General features: G+C 64.4%; 18 protein-coding genes. 4 read left to right on the forward strand and 14 right to left on the reverse strand.

Translation table 11 applies throughout. The features are described 5' to 3' along the window. Window positions 1-104 precede the first annotated feature (104 nt). The 13 genes from CAG44_RS18625 to CAG44_RS18685 form a co-directional block, all read right to left on the reverse strand. Window positions 105-1,121, reverse strand: coding sequence for an ABC transporter permease (locus CAG44_RS18625; protein ID WP_025339234.1), 1,017 nt, complete (start codon window positions 1,119-1,121; stop codon window positions 105-107). After that, entirely contained in the window at window positions 1,121-2,179 is a 1,059-nt protein-coding gene (locus CAG44_RS18630; protein WP_085692732.1) for a microcin C ABC transporter permease YejB, read from the reverse strand. Before CAG44_RS18630 ends, CAG44_RS18625 begins: the two co-directional genes overlap by 1 nt. Then, entirely contained in the window at window positions 2,176-4,119 is a 1,944-nt protein-coding gene (locus tag CAG44_RS18635; protein WP_085692733.1) for an extracellular solute-binding protein, read from the reverse strand. The genes CAG44_RS18630 and CAG44_RS18635 overlap by 4 nt, the downstream gene beginning before the upstream one ends. Window positions 4,120-4,132: 13 nt before the next feature. After that, window positions 4,133-4,414, reverse strand: coding sequence for a peptidylprolyl isomerase (locus tag CAG44_RS18640; RefSeq protein ID WP_003258780.1), 282 nt, complete (start codon window positions 4,412-4,414; stop codon window positions 4,133-4,135). Between the two features lie 80 nt (window positions 4,415-4,494). Beyond that, the gene (locus tag CAG44_RS18645) at window positions 4,495-5,550 is read right to left on the reverse strand and encodes a 3-deoxy-7-phosphoheptulonate synthase (protein WP_025339231.1); all 1,056 of its coding nucleotides are present in this window, start codon (window positions 5,548-5,550) and stop codon (window positions 4,495-4,497) included. 555 nt (window positions 5,551-6,105) lie between these two features. After that, entirely contained in the window at window positions 6,106-6,657 is a 552-nt protein-coding gene (locus CAG44_RS18650; protein WP_025339230.1) for a YbhB/YbcL family Raf kinase inhibitor-like protein, read from the reverse strand. A gap of 48 nt (window positions 6,658-6,705) precedes the next feature. Continuing rightward, entirely contained in the window at window positions 6,706-7,014 is a 309-nt protein-coding gene (locus CAG44_RS18655) for a hypothetical protein (protein ID WP_075045285.1), read from the reverse strand. Window positions 7,015-7,160: 146 nt separating this feature from the next. Beyond that, window positions 7,161-8,126 (reverse strand): endonuclease, encoded by a 966-nt coding sequence (locus CAG44_RS18660; RefSeq protein ID WP_085616401.1) that lies wholly within the window; start codon window positions 8,124-8,126, stop codon window positions 7,161-7,163. A 232-nt stretch (window positions 8,127-8,358) separates the two neighbouring features. Next, window positions 8,359-9,990 (reverse strand): BCCT family transporter, encoded by a 1,632-nt coding sequence (locus tag CAG44_RS18665; RefSeq protein WP_085692734.1) that lies wholly within the window; start codon window positions 9,988-9,990, stop codon window positions 8,359-8,361. 119 nt (window positions 9,991-10,109) lie between these two features. Then, window positions 10,110-11,234 (reverse strand): hybrid-cluster NAD(P)-dependent oxidoreductase, encoded by a 1,125-nt coding sequence (locus tag CAG44_RS18670; protein WP_085692735.1) that lies wholly within the window; start codon window positions 11,232-11,234, stop codon window positions 10,110-10,112. A gap of 5 nt (window positions 11,235-11,239) precedes the next feature. Further along, window positions 11,240-12,496: an SRPBCC family protein gene (locus CAG44_RS18675; RefSeq protein WP_085692736.1), complete on the reverse strand. Its 1,257-nt coding sequence runs from the start codon at window positions 12,494-12,496 to the stop codon at window positions 11,240-11,242. A 102-nt stretch (window positions 12,497-12,598) separates the two neighbouring features. After that, entirely contained in the window at window positions 12,599-13,504 is a 906-nt protein-coding gene (locus CAG44_RS18680) for a LysR substrate-binding domain-containing protein (RefSeq protein WP_256575276.1), read from the reverse strand. Window positions 13,505-13,874: 370 nt separating this feature from the next. Next, a complete protein-coding gene (locus CAG44_RS18685; protein WP_085692738.1) occupies window positions 13,875-14,342 on the reverse strand; it encodes an Lrp/AsnC family transcriptional regulator in 468 nt (155 codons plus the stop codon). A gap of 166 nt (window positions 14,343-14,508) precedes the next feature. Between CAG44_RS18685 and CAG44_RS18690 the strand changes: the two genes are divergently transcribed. From CAG44_RS18690 to CAG44_RS18705, 4 genes are all read left to right on the forward strand, one after another. Continuing rightward, window positions 14,509-15,759 carry a Zn-dependent hydrolase gene (locus CAG44_RS18690; protein WP_085692739.1) on the forward strand — a complete coding sequence of 417 codons (1,251 nt, stop codon included), beginning with the start codon at window positions 14,509-14,511 and terminating at the stop codon, window positions 15,757-15,759. A 79-nt stretch (window positions 15,760-15,838) separates the two neighbouring features. After that, the gene (locus CAG44_RS18695; RefSeq protein ID WP_085692740.1) at window positions 15,839-17,050 is read left to right on the forward strand and encodes a diaminopropionate ammonia-lyase; all 1,212 of its coding nucleotides are present in this window, start codon (window positions 15,839-15,841) and stop codon (window positions 17,048-17,050) included. 69 nt (window positions 17,051-17,119) lie between these two features. Beyond that, on the forward strand, window positions 17,120-18,748 hold the full coding sequence (locus CAG44_RS18700) for an APC family permease (protein ID WP_085593406.1): 1,629 nt from the start codon (window positions 17,120-17,122) through the stop codon (window positions 18,746-18,748). A gap of 14 nt (window positions 18,749-18,762) precedes the next feature. Next, entirely contained in the window at window positions 18,763-19,929 is a 1,167-nt protein-coding gene (locus tag CAG44_RS18705) for a M20 aminoacylase family protein (RefSeq protein ID WP_085692741.1), read from the forward strand. A 156-nt stretch (window positions 19,930-20,085) separates the two neighbouring features. On the opposite strand, the gene CAG44_RS18710 is transcribed toward CAG44_RS18705, so the two are convergent. Next, complete coding sequence (locus tag CAG44_RS18710) at window positions 20,086-21,270, reverse strand: MFS transporter (protein WP_085692742.1); 1,185 nt, start codon at window positions 21,268-21,270, stop codon at window positions 20,086-20,088. Between the last annotated feature and the right edge of the window lie 209 nt (window positions 21,271-21,479).

The raw sequence follows: 21,479 nt of genomic DNA on the forward strand, positions 1-21,479 counted from the left end.
CCTCTTCGCGGGCTTGCCCGCTCCCACAGGGTCACCACAAATCCTGAGTACTGCGGGGTACCTGTGGGAGCGGGCAACCCCGCGAAGAGGCCAGGCCTGAAAACCTATCCCCTGGGGTCGAACGCCTCGCGCAAGGCATCCCCGATAAACACCAGCAGCGACAGGATCACCGCCAGCGCAAAGAACGCGGTAAAGCCCAGCCACGGCGCCTCCAGGTGCTGTTTGCCCTGGGTCACCAGCTCTCCCAGCGAAGCACTCCCGGCCGGCATGCCGAAACCGAGAAAATCCAGCGCAGTCAGGGTGGTGATCGCCCCGGTCAGCATGAACGGCACATAGGTCAGCGTTGCATTCATGGCATTGGGCAGGATGTGCCGCAGCATCACCTGGCTGTCTGGCAACCCCAGCGCCCTTGCGGCCTTCACGTACTCCAGGTTGCGACCGCGCAGGAACTCGGCGCGCACCACATCGACCAGAGTCAGCCAGGAGAACAGCGCCATGATCCCCAGCAGCCACCAGAAGTCCGGCTCGACGAACCCGCTGAGGATGATCAGCAGGTACAGCACCGGCAACCCCGACCACACCTCCAGCAGGCGCTGGCCGACCAGGTCGACCCAGCCGCCGTGGTAGCCCTGCAGGGCACCGGCCGCCACCCCGATCAGCACGCTGACCACGGTCAGGGCGAAGGCGAACAGCAAGGATACCCGGGTGCCATACAGCACCCGGGCCAGCACGTCGCGGCCCTGGTCGTCGGTACCCAGCCAGTTGCTCGCGCTCGGCGGGCTGGGGGTGGGCACTTGCAGGTCGTAGTTGGGGGTATCGGCGCTGAACGGGATGGGGGCGAACAGCATCCAGCCACCTTGCTGCTCGATCAGCTGGCGTACATAGGCGCTGCGGTAGTCTGGCTGGAACGGCAGCTGGCCGCCGAACTGCTGCTCGGTGTAGCGCTTGAGCGCCGGCACGTACAGGTCGCCCTTGTAGCCCAGCAGCAGCGGTTTGTCGTTGGCCACCAGCTCGGCACACAGGCTCAGCAGCAGAAGGGCGGCGAACAGCCACAGCGAAACCCAGCCGAGGCGGTTGCGGCGAAAGCGTTGCAGGCGACGACGCGAGATCGGTGAAAGCATCAGCGCGCCCTCGTGTCGAAGTCGATACGCGGGTCGAGCAGGGTGTACGACAGGTCACCGATCAGGCGGATCAGCAGGCCCGCCAGGGTGAAGATGAACAGCGTGCCGAACACCACCGGGTAGTCCCGCGACACGGCCGCCTCGTAACTCATGCGGCCCAGGCCATCGAGCGAGAAGATTACCTCGATCAGCAACGAGCCGGCGAAGAACACCGTGATCAACGCCTGCGGCAAGCCGGCCACCACCAGCAGCATGGCATTGCGCAGCACGTGGCCATACAGCACCCGGCGTTGGCTCAGGCCCTTGGCGCGGGCGGTAACCACGTATTGCCGGGAAATTTCGTCGAGGAAGGCGTTTTTGGTCAGCAGCGTCAGGGTGGCGAAGCCGCCGATCACCAGGGCACCGACCGGCAGCACCAGGTGCCAGAAGTAGTCGGCGACCTTGCCCAGCAGGCTGAGCTCGTCGAAGTTGTCCGAGACCAGGCCGCGCACCGGGAACCAGCTGAGCGAGGTGCCGCCGGCGAACAGCACGATCAGCAAAAGGGCGAACAGGAACGAGGGCAGGGCATAGCCGACCACGATCAGTGCACTACTCCAGGCATCGAAGCGGCTGCCGTGGCGCACTGCCTTGCGGATGCCCAGCGGGATCGACACCAGGTAGGTGATCAGCGTGGCCCAGAAGCCCAGCGACAGGGTGACCGGCAACTTGTCGAGGATCAGGTCGGTGACCTTGGCGCCGCGGAAGAAGCTGTTGCCGAAGTCCAGCCGGGCGTACTGGCCCAGCATCAACCACAGGCGCTCGGGGGCGGATTTGTCGAAGCCGTACTGGCGCTTGATCTCCTCGATCAGTTTCGGGTCCAGGCCACGGGTGGCCCGTGACTCACCGTGCACCACCTCGGCCCGGGCACCTGGGGCGCCGCCGCCGATGCCTTGCAGGCGTGCCACCGCCTGCTCCACCGGGCCACCCGGCGCGGCCTGGACAATGGCAAAGTTGACCAGCAGGATCGCCAGCAGGGTCGGGATGATCAGCAACAGGCGGCGCAGGATGTAGGTGGTCATGGCGAGGATTTCCGGCGCTCGGCCATTTGCGCGTTGGTCAGCGCGGTGGGGCTGACTTCCCACCAGGTGTCCAGGCCTTCGTCATAGGCAGCCTGGACCTTGGGCAGGCCGAAGCGGTTCCACCAGGCAGTGGAGCTGCCCGGTGGGTAGTAGTTGGGGATCCAGTAGTAGTTCCATTGCAGCACCCGGTCCAGGGCATGGGCGTGGTGCAGCATGTCGGCCTGGGTGTCGGCGCGCACCAGGCCGTCGATCAGGCGGTCCACGGCAGGGTCCTGTAGCACCATCAGGTTGTTCGACCCAGGGTCGTGGGCCGCTGCCGAGCCAAAATAGTTGTACAGCTCGGCGCCGGGCGACAGGGTGACCGGGTAGCCGGTGACGATCATGTCGTAGTCACGCGCCATCAGGCGGTTGACGTACTGGGCCGAATCGACGTTGCGGATGTCCAGGGTCACGCCAATCTGTGCCAGGTTGCGCTTCCACGGCAGCAGCAGGCGCTCCATGCCTGCCTGGCCGTTGAGGAAGGTGAATGCCAGCGGCGTGCCCTGGCTGTTCACCAGGCGGTCGACTTCGGGGCGCCAGCCGGCTTGTTCGAGCAGCGCCAGTGCCTGCAGCTGCTGCTTGCGGATGATCCCCGAACCATCGGTGACCGGGGCGGTGAACACGGTGCTGAAGACTTCGTCCGGCACCTTGCCGCGCAACGGTTCGAGCAGTTTCAACTCGCCGGCATCCGGCAGTTGGCGGGCGGCCAGCGGGGTATTGGAGAAAACACTCTGCTGGCGGATGTACATGTTGCGCATCATCTGCCGGTTGCTCCACTCGTAGTCCCACAGCATGCCCAGCGCCTGGCGCACGCGACGGTCCTTGAACTGCGGCCGGTCGAGGTTGAACACGAAGCCTTGGGCCACCTGCGGTTTGGCCGGGCCCAGGTGGGCGCGCTGCAGGCGGCCGTCGTCCAGTTGCGCGCCGTTGTAGCCCAGGGTGTAGGCGGTGGCGGAGAATTCGCGGTTGTAGTCGTAGCCGCCGCCTTTGAGCACCTGCCGCGCCACTTCGGTATCACCGAAGTACTCGATGCGCAGCTTGTCGAAATTGTAGCGGCCACGGCTGACCGGCAGATCGCGCGCCCACCAGTTGGCGTCGCGCTCGAAGGTGATGCTGCGGCCGTTGTCGATGCGCCCGATACGGTACGGCCCGCTGCCGACCGGCTTGTCGAAGCCGGCGCCGTTGGCAAAATCGCGCTGCTGCCAGTCGTGTTCGGGCAGTACCGGCAGGCTGGCGAGGTCCAGCGGCAGGGTGCGGCCGTGGTCGGGCTTGAAGTCGAAGCGCACGCTGTGCGGGCTTTCCACGATGACGGCGGCAACATCGGCGAACTGGGTGCGGTACTTGAGGCTGCCCTTGCTCATCAGCAGCTCGAAGGTAAAGCGTACGTCCTCGGCGCGCACCGGCTTGCCATCGGCGAAGGTGGCGCGCGGGTCGATCTCGAAACGCAGCCAGGCATCCTCCGGGCCGCGCTCCATGCGCCGGGCGATCAGGCCGTAGACGGTGTAGGGTTCATCGAACGAGCGCACGGCCAGTGGCGCGTACAGCAGGCCATCGACCTCGCTGACACCGATGCCTTTGTCGATGTACGGCAGGATATGGTCGAACTGGCCGATCTCGATGGCCGAGCGGCGCAGGATGCCGCCTTTGGGGGCGTCGGGGTTGACGTAGTCGAAATGCTGGAAGCTGGCGTTGTAGCGGGGGGCTTCGCCGTAGACGGTGAGGGCGTGGGTAGAGGCGGCGTGGGCGTTGAAAGCCAGGCAAAGCAGAAGCAGGCACCACAATCTCTGTGGGAGCGGCGGTGCGCCGCTGCGACGTGCCCGCGAATGCGTCAGCTCAGGCAACGAGGCTGCATGCTCGGACGCATTCGCGGGCACGCCCGCTCCCACAGGGGATCTCATCACCTGAACAGGTGAATCAGTCCTGGCGGCTGGTCACTTCCAGCAGGTGGTAGCCGAACTGGGTCTTCACCGGGCCTTGCACGGTATTGACCGGGGCGCTGAACACCACGGTGTCGAACTCCTTGACCATCTGGCCCGGGCCGAACGAGCCCAGGTCACCGCCCTGGCGGCTGGACGGGCAGGTGGAGTTGGCTTTGGCGATTTCAGCGAAGTCGGCGCCTGCTTCGATCTGGGCTTTCAGTTCGTTGCACTTCTCTTCGCTGCTGACCAGGATGTGGCGGGCGGTTGCACGGGCCATGGGTACTGCTCCTTGGGGTAAAAAAGGCAAGCCTAGCGCACTTGTCCGGGGTATGTCTCGCCAGGCTTGCGTCCCGCTACCTAGAGTTTTTGTGCCGCCTCGCGCAACAGGGTTTCGGTCGAGGCCCAGCCCAGGCAACCGTCGGTGATCGACACGCCGTATTTCAGCGCGCCCTTGCCCAGCGCCTGGCAGCCGTCGAACAGGTGCCCTTCGATCATCACGCCGACGATCGAACGGTCGCCGGCCAGGCGCTGCTCCAGCACATCGTTGAAAACCGCCGGCTGGCGCGCCGGGTCCTTGCCGCTGTTGGCATGGCTGCAATCGACCATGATCCGCGCCTGCAGCCCGGCCTTGGCCAGCGCCTGGCGGGCCATGGCGATGCTGTTGGCGTCAAAGTTCGGGCCCTTGTGGCCGCCGCGCAGCACCAGGTGGGTGTCCGCGTTGCCCAAGGTCTCGATGATGGCCGGGTAGCCCTGCGCATCCATGCCGAAGTGGCGGTGCGGGTGGGCGGCGCTGCGCATGGCGTCGCTGGCGATGGCGATGCCGCCGTCGGTGCCGTTCTTGAAGCCGACCGGCAGCTCCAGGCCACTGACCATTTCGCGGTGGATCTGCGACTCGGTGGTGCGCGCGCCAATCGCGGCCCAGGCCAGAAGGTCATCGAAGTAGCCGGCGGCCATTGGCTGCAGCAGTTCGGTGGCAACCGGCAGGCCGCGTTCGATCATGTTCAGCATCAGCCCGCGGGACAGGGCGATGCCGGCGTGCATGTCGTCGCTGCCATCGAGGTGCGGGTCGTAGGCAAGGCCTTTCCAGCCGACCGTGGTGCGGGGTTTTTCGACGTAGGCGCGCATCACCAGTAGCAGCTTGTCGTCGACTTCGCGGCTGAGGGCGGCCAGGCGGTCGGCGTATTCCAGGGCCGAGCGCGGGTCGTGGATCGAGCACGGGCCAACGATCACCAGCAGGCGCTGGTCGCGGCCTTCGAGGATGTCGCGGATGGCCTGGCGGTGGGCATGGACTTGCTGGGTAAGTTCGCTGGACAGCGGCATTTGCTGTTTGAGCAGGTGCGGGCTGGGCAGGCGCTGGCTGACGGTGGTGTTGGCCGCTTGCGGCTGGGTCAGGGCGAGGCTGGAAGCTTGCATGGCGTTTTTTCCCTGGGCGGACGGCGGGTTCTGGCCCGCGTGGTCGGCCCTATCGAGGTGTTCGACAGATCGTTGAATTCGTATTGGCTGCTGCATTGCCACCTGTGGAAGACCGAACGGAGGCGGCAGGCTGGCCCGAACGGGATTGGCTAAATCGCCAGGCGTAGGTGTTTGCGTAGTAATAAGTGGCGTAGTTCATGAATCTGTCCTCAATGTGAATCGGTGTTGTTCAAAGGCCTGAAAAGCAAAACCCCCGGTCGGGGAGCCGACCGGGGGTTTGAGTATTCTCATGTTCGGCGGCCCCTCGAAGGTGGGCGCCGTGTGGGTATCGGCGCCTAGTGGCTAAACCAATACCCAAAGTAATAGCTGGCAGGTGCCACGCAGCCGGCAACGGCCAGCACAGGGCGCAGGCTGCGACCGGTGTGGTTGGCGTGGTTGCGGGTGTGTTTCGGCATGTTGCTCTCCAGTGAATGAGCCCGAGCTTACTTCAGTTCGGCCGGGCCATTCAATGGATAAATGTTATGGGGGTGATCAATTGTTTTTGTACCGCACGGTTCAATGGCCATAGCGCCCGACCAGGCTCTGCGCCCCTAGCGCGTGGCCTTGCAGCAGTTGCAGCAGGCCGCTGCGGTCCAGGCCTTCGGGCAGGGTGCCCAATGGCAGGTCGGTGGCGATCAGCGTCAGTGCGTAGTGGTGCGGGTTGTCGCCGGCGGGTGGGCAGGGGCCGCGGTAGCTGAGCGTGCCCCGCGAGTTTCGTCCCACGGTCACGCCTTGCCCGGTCAGCCCGGCGACGCCTTCCTTCAGCCCATCCTGGGCCGGGTCGATGTTGTAGGCGATCCAGTGGACCACGCCAATGCCCTTGCCGCCGTCCGGGTCGAACATGATCAGGGCCAGCGACTGGGTGCCTGCGGGTAGGTTGTCCCAGCTCAGTTGCGGGGTGCGCTCTTCGCCGGCACCGCAGGCCGGGTCCGGGCCAACCTGTTGCAAGGCGATCACGCCGCCATCGGTGAACGACGATGAGCTGATCGACAGTGCGCCCTGGCCGCCAGCGACGGCCAGGGCGCTGCATGGCAGCAGGGCGGCGAGCAGCCAGGGTTTGAGGTTCATGGCGGGTCCTTGGCAGGGCGTTCCGGCGCAGTGTAGCCCAGGTCGGCCTCAATGGCTGTCCTGGTCCTCGGCGGTGCCTCCCGAGTGCCCGGCGCCGGAGCCGGTGGCTTCGCCGGTGCTGTTGGAGCCACCAGCGGCGCCGTCGGCGGCATCGCTGTTGCTGCCGGTGTCGCTGCTGTCGTTGGCTTTGCTGCTGCCTGGGCTGTTGACGCTGCTGTCTTCACCGGCGGTCTTGCCACCGTACTGGTCGGTTTGCGGGCGGCTGTCGGTGTCGGTGTCGGTGGCGGCGAAGCTGGTGCCAGTGACGCTGGCCAGGGCAAGGGCAAGGCACAGTGAGAGTGGGCGAATGCGGATCATGGAACGTCTCCTTTGCGGATGATCTGTCATTCGTTGGGCTGGGGGCGGGGAGTGGGGTGCCGTCTGGGCGACGGATGGTCATTGTTGCGGGCTGCCGTGCAGCCCGCTCGGTTGCAAAGGGGCCGCGCAGGCCCCGAGGAAGGCGATCAGCGGCAGTTGCCCGCCTTGCGATAACCTGCTGCCTGCGCCTCACCCTCTGTGGCGAAGGTGACCTGGTTCTTCGCGGTAACCTGGGTATAGCCCGGGCAGCCGACGGAAAGGTGATAGACGTGGCTGTTGCGGTTGCCAAGCACCGCCCCCACCGACCCGGCACTGGCCAGGCTCGGCTTGGCCTCTGGCTTGGCAGCCTTCGCCGGCACCGCTTGCACCACGCCACTGCCGACCGGCTTGTAGTTGGCGGTCCATTTGCGTTCCCCGGTCACGAAGGGGTTGGCATGCCCCATGATCGCGGCAATGCGCCGGTCACGCTCTTTCTCCCAGGCCGACACCGGGTGCTGTTTGTCCCAGGCCATCAGCAACTGCTGCTGTTGGCGCGACATGCTCAGCTTGTAACGGTCGTACATGTAGAAGGTGGTGCGGGCGACCAGGCCTTTCACTTCGTCACGTGGTTCGGCAGCACGCTGCACGAAGTCGACCTTGGTGGAGCACTGCCCGTATTGCCCTGCATTACCAGCAACCATGCCGTAGTTGAAATTGCTGCGGTCGCCGTTGACCTCGCCTACTGCCGGGTACAGGTTGAACAGGTCGGCCTCCATGGCGCGGAATACCGGGTCGTCATCCACGCAATGCTCGCGGCCACCGTTCTTCCAGCACTGGCGCTGGTTGCCGAAGGTGTAGGCCGGCACGATGTGCTCCCATTCGGTGCGTTCGGCGCGGTTCTGCTGCTTGCGGGTCTGATAGCCGCACGAGGCGGCATCAATACGCCCGCCAGACTTGCCCACCCAGGCCCATTTGCAACCGCAGTACAGGTCGCCCATGGCACTGCTGGCCTGGTCCATGTACACCTTCTGCTTGGCCACCACCTTGGCCTCGGTGAAAGTCGCCGGCGGGCTGGCCAGGGCAGGGAGGGTGAAGGAAAACAGTAAGGATACGGCGTAAAGCAGTGATTTCATGGGAAAAACATATTTCAGGTTGGGGCGCGCATTGTAATCGTTTCCTTGGGGCTGGCCAGCTTGCTGATCCACACTTGAGCCCCTGGGGCTGCCTTGCAGCCCATCGCGACACAAGGCCGCTCCTACAGGGAATCGCGCACAGACCCGGACATTACGCACAGTCCCGGCCTGACGCGATCCCTTGTAGGAGCGGCCTTGTGTCGCGAAAGGGCCGCAAGGCGGCCCCGGCTATCTACGCCACTTCACCGGTCGCGCGGGCTGGCTCCGCCGCCAGATTCGCCGGCACTTCGCGGGCAATGACCTGCTCGCTGGCAAACAGGCTGCGCATCAGGCTATACCCGGTCAGCAACATGTAGAACGCAATCGGCAACCCGACCACGATGCTGGCCATCTGGATCGCCAGCAACCCGCCGGCAATCACCAGGCTGGCGGCGATCGCCCCCTCCAGCACGCACCACAGCACCCGGATCCAGTGCGGTGGGTTGATGCTGCCCAGCGAGTTGAGCATGCACAGCACCTGCGTTCCCGCATCGGCGGCCGTAACAAAATGCACGGCGAGCAACAGGCAGATGATCACGCTCAGCACCGCACCCAAGGTCGGGCCGTCAAGGCGGTCGAGCAGGGTGAACATGGCTGTGGTGGTCTCCTTGCGCGTGGCCTCCAGTATCGGGCCACCCTGGAACGGGCCGGCGGCTGCCTGTTCGGCGACCGGCAACTGCTGGTAGGCCTGTCGCGCCTGCTGCTCATCCTTCAGTGCTGTACCGCCAAACACCGCCATCCACAGGATCGTCACCAGCGTCGGGACCAGCAGGGCGCCGAACACCAGTTCGCGGATGGTGCGGCCACGGGAGATGCGTGCAATGAACAGCCCCACGAACGGGCCCCAGGTCATCCACCACGGCCAGTAGAAGGCAGTCCAGCTCTTTTGCCAGGCGCTGTCGGCCTGGGCGTCGGTCCAGAAGCTCATGCCGATGATGTTCTGCGCGTAGTCACCAGCCGATTCGAACAGCAGGTTCATCAGGTAGTTGGTCGGGCCCAGTGCCAGCACCACCAGCATCAGCCCCAGGGAAATCCACATGTTCAGCGTCGAAAGGCGCTTCATGCCGCGCGACACGCCGGCCACCAGCGAGATCGAGGCAATCACGGTGACGATGGCGATGATGCTCAGCTTGAACGACAGGGTGACCGGGGTGCCGAACACCTGGTGCATGCCCATGTTGATCTGCTCCACGCCCAGCCCCAGCGACTGCGAGACGCCAAAGGCGGTGACCGCGCCGCCGATGATGTCCACGGCATGCCCGATCGGCCCGTAGATGCGGTTGCCGATCAGCGGGTAGAGGATCGAGCGCAACGCCAGCGGCAGCCCCTCACGGTAGGCGAAGTAGGCCAGGCCCAGGCCGATCACGGTGAAGATTGCCCACGGGTGCAGGCCCCAGTGCAGCAAGGTGATGCGCATGGCCATGGATGCGGCCTGGTCGGTGAGCCCTGGGGTGAACGGATTGCTGGCATAGTGCAGCACCGGCTCGGCCACCGACCAGAAGATCAGCCCCACGCCCATGCCGGCGCTGAACAGCATGGCGATCCAGGCGGCGAAGCTGAATTCCGGTTTTTCGTCGGCACGCCCGAGCTTCAAGGTGCCAAAGCGGCTGAAGGCGATGAACACCAGCACCCCGAGGATGCCGCTGACCAGCGCCAGGTAAAACCATTTCAGATGGTCGAGGATGGCGTCGGAGGCGGCCTTGAATACCCCGGCGGCCTGGTCGCCATAGGAGGCGCAGAGCACCACGAAGGCCACGACAATGGAAAGCGACCCAACGGTCACAACAGGATTCAGGCCCTTGAACAGGCCTTCTTTTGCACGCATCGGCTATATCCTTTTTATTCTGGCAGGCAGGTGCGAACGCACCCGCCTGGCGGCGTTGCGGGTTGAAGGGACTGCAGATGAAAAACGGGCGCCTGAAGCTCAAGCGCCCTGGGTGTCGGTCAGAGGTCGACCACCAGGTCCGAGGTGGGGCGGCTGCAGCACAGCAGCCGCAGGCCCTTGTCGATTTCGCGCTGGCGGATGCCGCCGTTGTGCTTCATGTCGACGCTGCCTTCCAGCAGCGCCGTCTTGCAGGTACCACAAACCCCTTGGCTGCAGGACGAAGGCACCACGGCGCCTGCCAGCTTGGCAGCCGCCAGCACGGTCTGGTCGGCGCGCATGGTGAAGGTCTTGCCCGAGCGGGCCAGGTGCACCGTGAAGGTATCCAGGGCCTGGCCCGGGGCAACCGGAGCGGGTTCAGGTTCGGCATCGGCGTTGATGTCGAAGCTTTCCTGGTGGTAGCGGGCCAGGTCGAATCCGGCACCGGCCAGCAGCGCCTTGGTGGCGTCCATGTAACCCTTGGGCCCGCAGGTGAACACGGCGCGGTCCTTGAAATCAGGGATTTCGCGTTGCAGCGCTTCCAGCGACAGGCGCCCGAGCGGGCCGTTCCAGTCGGCCTCGTCACCCTGGTTTTCGCAGAAGAACAAGGTGCGCAGCTGTGGCATGCGACGCTCCAGCTGCGCCAGTTCCTCACGGAAGATGATGTCCTTCGGTGTGCGGGCGCTGTGCACGAAGACGATGTCCAGCTCCGCGTGCAGGTCGGCGGCAGCGCGGGTCATGGCCATCAGCGGGGTGACCCCGGAGCCGGCCGACAGGTACAGCAACTTGCGCGCCGGGCCTGCCACCGGGGTGAACACCCCGGCCGGGCCTGAGGCAGCCAGGGCCTGGCCCGGGCGCAGGTTGTCGTGCAGCCAGTTGGACACCGTACCGCCCGGCACCCGCTTGACCGTGATGGCAAAGGTGAACGGCCGGGTTGGCGTGGAAGACAGGGTATAGCAGCGCGACACGCTGGCCCCGCCGATCACCGGCGACACGGTCAGGAACTGCCCGGGTTCGTAGGCCAGGGCATGGTAATCCGGGCTGTGGAAGGTGAAGGTCTTCACGTCGTGGGTTTCGTCCACCACGCTGAGGCATTCGATGCGCCGGCTTTCGCCACTGGCCCATTGCGCCCCGTGGGCGGCCCAGTGGTCGCTGTCGGTAAAACGCTGGTCGGCGCGCAGGCCGGCGATGCTGTGCAATGCGGTCATGGCCTTCAAACCCCGTGTGCGGCGAGACGCGAGGCGTACCAGCGGGCGAACTGGTCGACGTACGGCTCGGTGAAGGTGGAGTAGGGGCCCGGCTCGAAGGCGGGGTCCTGGGTACCGCTGTGGGTGATGGCGACCAGCGCGGCATCCTGCTGGGTGGTGGCAACCCACACTTCGATCAGGCGTTGCAGGTCGTAGTCGACACCTTCGATAGCGTCGCGGTGCACCAGCCACTTGGTGCGCACCAGGGTGCGCTCCGGCGACAGCGGGATGATCCAGCTGATCATGGCGTGGTCACTCATCACGTGAGCCCAGGCGTTGTTGCCCCACAGGTGGGTGTCGCCGAGGTCGCGGCGGGTGAGGTTGCCCAGCAGCTTGCTGCAGGCCACCTTGGTGTCGAGGGTTTGCGACTCGCCGCTGCCGGCAATGATCATGCGCTGGGTGCGGAACTGGGTGGGCGAGCTGTCCTGCAGGTGTTCGACGGTCTCGTACAGCAGGCCGGCGCTGGCCCAGTCGGCTTCGATGCCGGCCTTGCGCACCTGATAGGCATCATAGGAGGCACGCGCTTCGTCGCTCATCTCCTCCAGGCTGACGCCGAGGTCCTCGGATTGATACGAGACGATCAGTTCCGGGTGGGTGCCAGCGCAGTGGTAGCACTCGCGGTTGTTTTCCATCACCAGCTTCCAGTTGCCGTTCTCGATGTAGTCGAGTTCGTAGGCGATGCGGGTATTGGTCAGGTCGAAGGGGGTGAAGCGTGGACCCATGACTTCTTCGAGGTCGCTGATGTCGTCCGGTGGGGTGTCGCTCAGGCACACCAGCACATGGCTGCCGATGACCTTGCAGTGCACCGGGATCAGGCTGCGGCACTTGGGGTCGAAGGCCTTGCCCATGTGGCTGGCGTGCCTGAGGCTGCCATCGAGGTCGTAGGTCCACTGGTGGTAGGGGCACACCAGCATGCCGACGGTGGACTTGCCAGGCTCTTTCAGGCGTGCGCCACGGTGGCGACAGACATTGCGGTAGGCGCGGATCTGTTCGTCATCGTCGCGCAGGATCAGCACCGAAGCCTTGCCGATATCCACGGTAAACACATCGCCGGGCTCATCGACATCGGCAGTAACGGCTACTTGTATCCAGTGTTTGTGAAAGAAGATATCCATATCGGTGTCGAAGATATCCTGGCGGCTGTATAACTCGCCAGGCATGCCGAAGCCCGGTTGCCGCGCATCGACAAGTTCGCGATGGGTTTTATTGATTGGGCTGCTCATTGTTGTCCTCAGGCACTTTTATTTTTAATTGATAAAGCCATGTGCGGCGAATTATTGAAGTGCCCTCGAATAGCGTCAATGCGCTTAATTTTCCATTTCCCATTACCTGAGGTTATGCAGGAACGGGTTGTCGTGCGCAGGCGCCGGGCTTTGCAGCCAATGGGCAATCGCACGGGTGTACACCGATGCCGGCCGACCGTGCGGTACGACGATGTAATAGGATTCGCGGGTGCGTACGGTGAAAGGCTCCAACCGCACCAGGGCCCCGGTACTCACCAGGTGCTCCACCAGCCGCCCCCAGCCCAAGGCAATGCCGTAGCCGGCCAATGCCGCGTTGATGGCATCGGTGTACAGGCTGCAGCGCAGGTTGTAGCGGGGCGCTGCCGGGGCCAGGCCCAGTTCGCGGAACCATCCAGGCCAGTCGACCCAGCCCTCGGAGGTGGAGTCGGCATCCAGCAGCCCGGCCCCGGCCAGTTCCTCCAGGGTGACGGGCAGGTTGTTGCGGGCCAGCCAGGCAGGGGCGCAGACCGGGAAAATTTCTTCCTCGAACAACAGGATGGCTTCGCCGTCGTCCCACTGGCCGTTGCCGTAGCGTACGTCCAGGTCGTAATCGCGCTTGCGCAGATCGCCGGTGAACATCTGCGTGGCCAGGCGCAGCTGCACCTGCGGCAGGGCGTCGGCCAGGGCGTTCAGGCGGGGCATGATGCGCAGTTGCGAGAAGGGTGCGGTGGAGCCCAGCACGATTTCCTGATGGTGGCTGATGTGGGTGATCTGGTCGAACGCGCTGGCCACCCGCTGCAGTGATTCGGAGATGCTGGCAAAGAGGATTTCGCCGCCTTCGGTCAGGTGAATGCTGCGGTGCGAGCGATGGAACAGCAGCGCCCCGAGGTTTTCCTCTAGGGCCTTGATCTGTTTGCTGACCGCCGCCTGGGTCACGCCCAGCTCAATGGCTGCCTGGGTAAAACTGTTGAGCCGGGCCACGGCTTCGAATTGCAGCAAGGCGGTCATCGACGGAATGATTCTTCGATAACCTTTTTGTTGGAAGGCGCCTGTTTGAGTTGTCATTTTATTCCAGACACGGTTGTGGGGCAGGAAGAGCAAGTCGACCCGCCTGGTAATTGTTATTTTGATAAATGCACTGGCACGCACCTTGGCAACTTTTTTCATGATGCACAGTTGCCGATTGCTGTGATATTACAAACATGACAATTAATAGTAAGACTTGAAGAGTGCGCGATCTCCTGTAGGAGCGGCCTTGTGTCGCGAAAGGGCCGCAAAGCGGCCCCGGCGATCTCGGCTTCAGCGCAACAATAGCTGGGGCTGCTACGCAGCCCTTTCGCGACACAAGGCCGTTCCTACAGGGGATTGCAACAAGGCTTCAAGGCGTGAGGGTCGGCACGAACATGCCCGTCTTCACATTGCTCATCGACACCAGCGTCTTGAAGCGCTTGACGTTGTTGTTCTCGAAGAACAGTTCACGGGTCAGCTGGGTGTACTGCTCCATGTTCCGCACCAGCATGATCAGCACGAAATCGCATTCCCCGGCCACGTAGTAGCACTGCTGCACCTGCGGGCAGGCGAGGAAGGTGCGTTTCATCTCGTCCAGCAGGTCCAGCCGCTCGTTCTCCACTTCAACCTCGGTTATCACCGTCAGCGTGTACCCAAGCTGCTCTGGATTCACCTGTGCCACCGTGCCGCGGATCACGCCGTCGGCCGTCAGCTTCTTCAGCCGCCGATTGACCGCTGCCGAGGACAGGTTGACCTGCGCACCGAGGTCCAGCTGTGAAGTACCAGCGTCGCGCTGCACGGCATCGAGCAGGGCCAGGTCGAAGTGATCGAGGGGCATGAAGGGGCCTCTGTAGGTAAACAGCGGTAAACGCCGGGAATGCGTAATAAAAGTGCGCGCGAAGGCCAAAAATCAAGGTTTTCGTACATGGCGAGCGAATAGAATTCTCCCATGAACAAAAACGGCGGTGTAGAGCCAAGGCTTTGCACCCAGGGAGAAACGGTTGATGAATGCGAGTACCCCACTGCAACTGAACGGCGCTTTGCTGCTGCAGCAGATCCGTGCACTCGGCCAGGTAGGCGCTGACGCCACCCACGGCGGGCGCACCCGGATCGCCCTGAGCGATGCCGAAAAGGCCGGGCGCGACCTGCTGGTCGGCTGGATGCGCGAACTTGACCTCGACGTGCAGGTCGACCGCATCGGCAACATTTTCGGTACTTTGCGCGCTGCCGCCGACAGCGGTGAGCAACGCCCACTGATGATGGGTTCGCACATCGATACCGTTACCAACGCCGGAGCCCTGGATGGCTGCTATGGCGTGCTGGCCGGGTTGGCGGTGATTCGGGCCTACCGTGATGCCGGGCGCTTGCCTGAGCGTTCGATCACGGTCGGCGCATTCACCAATGAAGAGGGTGTGCGCTACCAGCCCGACATGATGGGCTCACTGGTATATGCCGGCGGCCTGCCCTTGCAGCAGGCGCTGGACACCCTTGGCACCGACGGTACGCGGCTTGGCGATGAACTGGCGCGCATCGGCTATGCCGGCACGCTGGAGCCTGGCGCCATCGTGCCGCATGAATACCTCGAACTGCATATCGAGCAGGGGCCGATCCTCGAAGCCGAGAACACCCTGATTGGCGTGGTCGAGAACCTGCAGGGCATTTCCTGGCAGCAAGTAGAGGTGAAAGGGCACGCCAACCATGCCGGCACCACGCCGACCCACCTGCGTCATGACGCAGGCTTCGTCGCCAGTGCCATCGTTGCCGAGTTGCGCGCCATGGCCGTGGACTCCGGTACGACCCTGGCCACCGTCGGTTGCATGCAGTTCGAGCCGAACGTGATCAACGTCATCCCGCGCAAGGCCACCTTCACCGTCGACCTGCGCGACCCCGACGAAACTTGCCTGGCTTACGCCGAAAACCGCCTGAGCCAATACCTGGAGGCGCTTGCCGAGCGCGAAGGGGTCACCATCACCACCGAGCGCCTGGTGCGTTTCGAACCGGTGATCTTCGACGCAGGCCTGGCCGATGCCATAGAAGCCTCGGCGCAGCGTTTCGGCTTCAGCCACCGGCGCATGACCTCCGGTGCTGGCCACGACGCGCAAATGATCGCCCGTATCGCCCCCGCCGCGATGATCTTCGTGCCCAGCCAGGGCGGTATCAGCCACAACCCGCGCGAGCATACCGACGACGCACAACTGATCCAGGGCGCCCAGGTGCTGCTGGATGTGGTCAGCCGTCGCCTGATCCACCCCTGATCCCCACTGTAATGCCCCGCCCGCTGAAGCCTGGTTTCAGCGGCATGGGCTTCCTGTTGCCTGCAGAAAGGAGTACCGCATGTTTGTTTCCAACCCCAAGGCTGGCCGCCGGCCTTACCCGCAAGCGTTGCAAGAGGTGATGAGCATTGCCAGGGCTGAAGAAAGCCGCCAGTGGCTGGCCGGCTGGGCGCGCTTGAACGCTGGCGCTACGCCGCTGTACAGCCTGCCTGACCTGGCCGCCGAGCTGGGTGTTGCCCAGGTGTCGGTGAAGGATGAATCGGTGCGCTCGGAACTGGGCAGCTTCAAGGCCCTGGGCGCGCCGATTGCCCTGGTCCGGCTGATCCGGCGTACCTTCCCCGCGCAGCAGTTCGACCCGCGTGGCTTGCTGGAAGGCCAGTACGCCGACCTGCTGGCGCAGTTCACCGTGGCCAGCGCCACCGATGGCAACCATGGAAAGGGCCTGGCGGCCGCCGCGCAAAGCATCGGCTGCCGCTGCGTGATCGTGCTGCATGCCAACGTCAGCATCGAGCGCGAACAGGCGATTGCGGCCTATGGTGCGCAGATCGTGCGCATTGCCGGCAATTACGACGAGTCGGTCGAGCATGCTGCGGAGCTGGCGACCAGCAATGGCTGGACCGTGGTTTCCGATACCTCCTATGAAGGCTACGAAGTGATCCCGCGTGACGTGATGCAGGGCTACGGCACCATCGCTGCGGAAATCATCGAAACCACTGCCGGGCAACCGCCGTTCACCCACGTGTTCCTGCAGGGTGGGGTGGGCGGCCTGGCGGCCGGCATCGTCAGCTACCTGTGGGAGCACTACGGCGCACAGCGCCCGCTGTTGGTCATGGTCGAACCGGAGCAGGCGGACTGCCTGTACCAGAGCGCCTTGCTCGGCAAGCCGGCCAGGGCGACCGGCGCGGTGGACTCGGTAATGGCAGGCCTGGCGTGCGGCGAGACATCGCCGCTGGCCTGGCGCTTCCTGGAGCCGAGCGTCGATTACTTCATGACCATCAGCGATGACCAAGCTGTCGCCGCCATGCGCCGTCTGGCTGCTGGCAGCGCTCGCGACATTCCGCTGGTTGCCGGTGAGTCCGGCGTCGCCGGCCTGGCCGGGCTTGCCCACCTGGTAACGGATGCTGGCGCATCTGCCGACCTGGGTATCGACGGCAACGCCCGCATCCTCTTCATCAGTACCGAAGGCGCCACCGCCCCCGGCGTATATGCCGACCTGCTGGGCGAGTCGGCCAGCTCGGTACTGGCCCGCCAGCAAGCCTGGGTACGTACCTGATCCACCCCTGAGGGCCGGGTATTACCTGCCCTCCGTCAGCTCCACACAAGAAAAACAAGCGGAGATTCCATGAACAAACTCAAACGTGACATCAGCCCCTGGTCGCTGATGCTGACCGGCCTTGGCTCCATCATCGGTTCAGGCTGGCTGTTCGGCGCCTGGCATGCATCGGCCATCGCCGGGCCGGCGGCGATCCTGGCCTGGGTCATTGGTGCGGTGGTGGTGCTGGCGATTGCCCTGACCTATGCGGAAATGGGCGCGATGTTTCCTGAGTCCGGCGGCATGGTGCGTTATGCGCGCTATTCCCACGGCTCGCTGGTGGGCTTCCTGGCGGCCTGGGCCAACTGGATCTCCATCGTGTCGGTGATCCCCATCGAAGCGATCGCCTCGATCCAGTACATGGCCTCCTGGCCATTCCCGTGGGCCCAGGCGCTGGTGCACCACGGCGAGTTGACCCATGGCGGGCTGCTGGCCAGTGCGGGCCTGGTGCTGGTCTACTTCGGCCTGAACTACTGGGGCGTGAAGCTGTTCGTCAAGACCAACACCGCAATCACCGTGTTCAAGCTGGTGGTGCCTGCGCTGACCGCCGTCGCGCTGATCTCGACCCAGTTCAATACACAGAACTTCGGCGACGGCTCGGTTGCCAGCTTTGCGCCGTATGGCTGGTCTGCAGTGTTCACGGCAGTGGCCGCCAGTGGCATCGTGTTCAGCTACAACGGCTTCCAGAGCCCGGTCAGCCTGGCCGGCGAGGCGCGCAACCCCGGGCGCAGCATCCCGTTCGCCCTGGTCGGCTCGGTGCTGATTGCGCTGGTGGTCTACGTGATGTTGCAGGTGGCCTTCATCGGGGCCTTGAGCCCGGCGAGCATCGCTGCAGGCTGGCACAACCTGAACTTCGATTCGCCCCTGGCGCAACTGGCACTGGCGCTGAACCTGAACTGGCTGGCCATGCTGCTGTACCTGGATGCGTTCGTCAGCCCTTCGGGTACCGGCTCCATCTATACCGCCACCACTGCGCGCATGATCTATGCGATGGAGAAGAACAACACCCTGCCGAAAATCTTCGGCAACCTGCACCCGCTGTATGGCGTGCCGCGCCAGGCAATGTGGCTGAACCTGGCGGTGAGTTTCATCTTCCTGTTCTTCTTCCGTGGCTGGGGCGTACTGGCGGCGGTGATCTCGGTGGCCGTGGTGATTTCGTTCCTGACCGGGCCGATCAGCCTGATGTCGCTGCGCGCTACCGCGCCGGAAATCCACCGCCCGCTGCGCCTGAAGGGCATGGGCATCATTGCGCCATTCGCCTTCATCTGTGCCTCACTGGTGCTGTACTGGGCCCGTTGGCCGCTGACCGGCCAGGTGATCCTCCTGGTGATCGGCGCCTTGCCTATCTATTTCTACTACCAGGCCAAAGCCGGCTGGGCGGGGTTCGCTCGCGAGCTGCGCGCCGCTGCCTGGCTGATCGGCTATCTCCCGGCGATTGCCCTGGTGTCGTGGCTGGGCAGCGAGGCGTTCGGCGGTATCGGCCTGCTGCCAGAGGGCCTGGACATGGTCGTGGTCAGCGCAGTTGCCTTCGCGTTCTACCGCCTGGGTGTGGGCAGCGGCTACCGCACGCCATACCTGAGCGAAAGCGTCATCTGGCACGGCCAAGCGCCTGCGGATGAACCCCAGCCTTCCGGTCAACGCCCGACGTTGGCCCAGTAACAGGAGCTTCAAGCATGAGCAACGACCCTGCATTCGAACTGCGCCTCAAGCATTGGCGGCACGCGTTTCACCGGCACCCGGAAACCGGCTTTGAAGAGTTCGACACCGCCGAACAGGTCGCCAGCATCCTCGCCAGCCTTGGCCTGGAAGTGCACCGTGGCATCGGTGGCACCGGCCTGGTTGCCAGCCTCACTGTCGGTGACGGCCCGGGCGTGATCGGCCTGCGTGCCGACATGGATGCCCTGAACATCACCGAACAGGCGCATCAACGGCCGCATGCGTCCTGCAACCACGGCAAGATGCACGCCTGTGGCCACGACGGGCACATGGCGATGGTGCTGGGTGCCGCAGACCTGCTGTGCCGCGAGCGTAACTTCAACGGTACCGTGCGTTTCGTGTTCCAGCCGGCCGAGGAGCATGGGCGGGGGGCCAAGGCGATGATGGCCGATGGGTTGTTCGAGCGCTTCCCGGTCGATGCCCTGTATGGCGCGCACAATATGCCGGGCATGCCGGCTGGCCATATCGCCACGCGGGCCGGTGGGATCATGGCCAGCGAGGACAACTTCGTCATTCACATCCAGGGCAAGGGCACCCATGCCGCCCGGCCGCACATGGGTATCGACCCGATGGTGATCGGCGCCGAGATCGTGCTGGCCTTGCAGACCATTGTCGCGCGCAATGTCGACCCGAGCCTGTCGGCAGTGGTTTCCTGCACCGAGTTCATCACTGATGGCATCCGCAATGCGATACCGACCCATGTCACGATCAAGGGTGATACCCGCAGCTACAGCCCTGAGGTGCAACGCCTGCTGGAAAAGCGCATGCGCGAGATCAGCGAGGGTATCTGCCACCTGCACGGTGCAACCTGCCGGTTCGAGTACAGCCACGAGTTTGCGCCGACGGTGAACTGGGCGGCGAACACGGAAATTGCCGTGGCGGCGGCGCGCAATGTGGTGGGGGTGCAGGCGGTGAATGCCGAAGTGATGCCGATGATGATTTCCGAGGACTTCGGTGCGTTTCTGCAGCAGGTGCCGGGCAACTTCGTGTTCATCGGCAATGGTGCAGAGGGCGAGGCGGGGGCTACGCCGTTGCACAACGCTTCGTATGATTTCAACGATGCGATCCTGGCAACCGGGGCCCGTTATTTTGCCGAGGTGGCCAGGGTCAGCCTGCCGCGTTGATGGTTGATTCGGGGGCCGCTTTGCGGCCCATCGCCGGCAAGCCAGCTCCCACAGGGACCGCACAAATTTCAGGTATTGTGCGGTCTCTGTGGGAGCTGGCTTGCCGGCGATGGGCTGCATGGCAGCCCCGTTCACGCTATCTGTCAGGCCTCAACCTTAGTGCCCACCCTTCATCCGCCGTGCCACCAGGTAGATCCCCAGCCCGACCAGCGCCGTAGCCGCGCCGATGTACCCGGTGCTGGTCCAGCCCATGCCTGCGGTAATCGCCATGCCACCCAGCCACGGCCCCAGCGCATTGGCCAGGTTGAAAGCCGCATGGTTCGACGCCGCCGCCAGGCTTGGCGCTTCATGGGCAATGTCCATCAGGCGGATCTGCAACGGCGCCGCCAGGGCAATCATGGTGCCGACCAGGCCAATGCCCAGCAGCAGGCTCCACAGCGCCTGCGCGGCAAAGCTGAAGAACAGCAGTACGGCAATCGACCACACCAGCACCAGCCCGACGGCGCGGAACTGCAGGCGGTCGAACAGCTTGCCACCGGCGATGTTGCCGACAATGCCACCGACGCCGAACGCCGCCAGGCCGAACGGAATCCACTGCGGCGACACCTGGGTCACCTGCAACATGGTCGGCGCCAGGTAGCTGAACACACAGAACATGCCGGCAAAGCCGATCGAGGCGATGCCCAGCGCCATCCACACCTGCGGCAGGGTGAAGGCTTGCAGTTCCTTGCGCGGGTCGCTGCGCACTTCATCGTGGCGCTGGGGCACGAAGCGCCAGACCAGGGCGATGGTGCACAGGGCGATCGCGCCAACCAGCACGAACGCCGAGCGCCAGCCGAAGTACTGGCCCAGCAAGGTGGTGATCGGGTTGCCGAGCAACATGGCCAGGGTCAGGCCCATCATCACTCGGGCCACGGCCCCCGCCCGCTGGTCCTTGGCCACCATGCTCGACGCCACCACCGCCGCGATGCCGAAGTAGGCGCCATGGGGCAGGCCGCTGATGAAGCGGAAGGCGACAAGGCCACCGAACGAGGGGGCGAAGGCGGTAGCCAGGTTGCCAAGGGCATACAGCGCCATCAACAACAGCAGCATGTGCTTGCGCAACAGCCGGGCACCGATGATCGCCAGCGTCGGGGCGCCGACCATCACCCCCAGCGCATAGGCGCTGATGGCATGGCCCACCTGGGGCTCGCTCAATTGCAGGTTGCTGGCGATATCGGGCATCAGGCCCATGATGGCGAACTCGCCGGTGCCAATGGCAAAGCTGCCCAGCGCCATGGCGGCTTCCATCTTCGCGACGGTAGTTTTGCTAGGGAGAGGGGGTAATTCCTGAACTGACATCTGGATCCTTGTTGAAACATGCTGAAACGTTCAAGGCGGGATCATAGTCAATCCGTGACGGTGACGTCGAGGAAGCTGGCCGGCTTCCTGGACCTGCGGCATGAACAGCACCTGTGGAAGCGGGCATGCCCGCGAAGAATCCAGCGCGGAGGATGGCACCGGCTGCGCCGGTGTTCGCGGGCACGCCCGCTCCCACAAGGCTCTGCATA

This window comes from Pseudomonas sp. B13(2017), assembly GCF_002113245.1.
Classification (GTDB): Bacteria; Pseudomonadota; Gammaproteobacteria; order Pseudomonadales; family Pseudomonadaceae; genus Aquipseudomonas; species Aquipseudomonas putida_Z.

What these genes read in the sequence shown, in the direction of transcription:
- CAG44_RS18625 (WP_025339234.1), bottom strand. Translation starts at nt 1,121, where the DNA reads ATGCTTTCACCGATCTCGCGTCGTCGCCTGCAACGCTTTCGCCGCAAC.
- CAG44_RS18630 (WP_085692732.1), bottom strand. Translation starts at nt 2,179, where the DNA reads ATGACCACCTACATCCTGCGCCGCCTGTTGCTGATCATCCCGACCCTG.
- CAG44_RS18640 (WP_003258780.1), bottom strand. Translation starts at nt 4,414, where the DNA reads ATGGCCCGTGCAACCGCCCGCCACATCCTGGTCAGCAGCGAAGAGAAG.
- CAG44_RS18645 (WP_025339231.1), bottom strand. Translation starts at nt 5,550, where the DNA reads ATGCAAGCTTCCAGCCTCGCCCTGACCCAGCCGCAAGCGGCCAACACC.
- CAG44_RS18650 (WP_025339230.1), bottom strand. Translation starts at nt 6,657, where the DNA reads ATGAACCTCAAACCCTGGCTGCTCGCCGCCCTGCTGCCATGCAGCGCC.
- CAG44_RS18655 (WP_075045285.1), bottom strand. Translation starts at nt 7,014, where the DNA reads ATGATCCGCATTCGCCCACTCTCACTGTGCCTTGCCCTTGCCCTGGCC.
- CAG44_RS18660 (WP_085616401.1), bottom strand. Translation starts at nt 8,126, where the DNA reads ATGAAATCACTGCTTTACGCCGTATCCTTACTGTTTTCCTTCACCCTC.
- CAG44_RS18665 (WP_085692734.1), bottom strand. Translation starts at nt 9,990, where the DNA reads ATGCGTGCAAAAGAAGGCCTGTTCAAGGGCCTGAATCCTGTTGTGACC.
- CAG44_RS18670 (WP_085692735.1), bottom strand. Translation starts at nt 11,234, where the DNA reads ATGACCGCATTGCACAGCATCGCCGGCCTGCGCGCCGACCAGCGTTTT.
- CAG44_RS18675 (WP_085692736.1), bottom strand. Translation starts at nt 12,496, where the DNA reads ATGAGCAGCCCAATCAATAAAACCCATCGCGAACTTGTCGATGCGCGG.
- CAG44_RS18680 (WP_256575276.1), bottom strand. Translation starts at nt 13,504, where the DNA reads ATGACCGCCTTGCTGCAATTCGAAGCCGTGGCCCGGCTCAACAGTTTT.
- CAG44_RS18685 (WP_085692738.1), bottom strand. Translation starts at nt 14,342, where the DNA reads ATGCCCCTCGATCACTTCGACCTGGCCCTGCTCGATGCCGTGCAGCGC.
- CAG44_RS18690 (WP_085692739.1), top strand. Translation starts at nt 14,509, where the DNA reads ATGAATGCGAGTACCCCACTGCAACTGAACGGCGCTTTGCTGCTGCAG.
- CAG44_RS18695 (WP_085692740.1), top strand. Translation starts at nt 15,839, where the DNA reads ATGTTTGTTTCCAACCCCAAGGCTGGCCGCCGGCCTTACCCGCAAGCG.
- CAG44_RS18700 (WP_085593406.1), top strand. Translation starts at nt 17,120, where the DNA reads ATGAACAAACTCAAACGTGACATCAGCCCCTGGTCGCTGATGCTGACC.
- CAG44_RS18705 (WP_085692741.1), top strand. Translation starts at nt 18,763, where the DNA reads ATGAGCAACGACCCTGCATTCGAACTGCGCCTCAAGCATTGGCGGCAC.
- CAG44_RS18710 (WP_085692742.1), bottom strand. Translation starts at nt 21,270, where the DNA reads ATGTCAGTTCAGGAATTACCCCCTCTCCCTAGCAAAACTACCGTCGCG.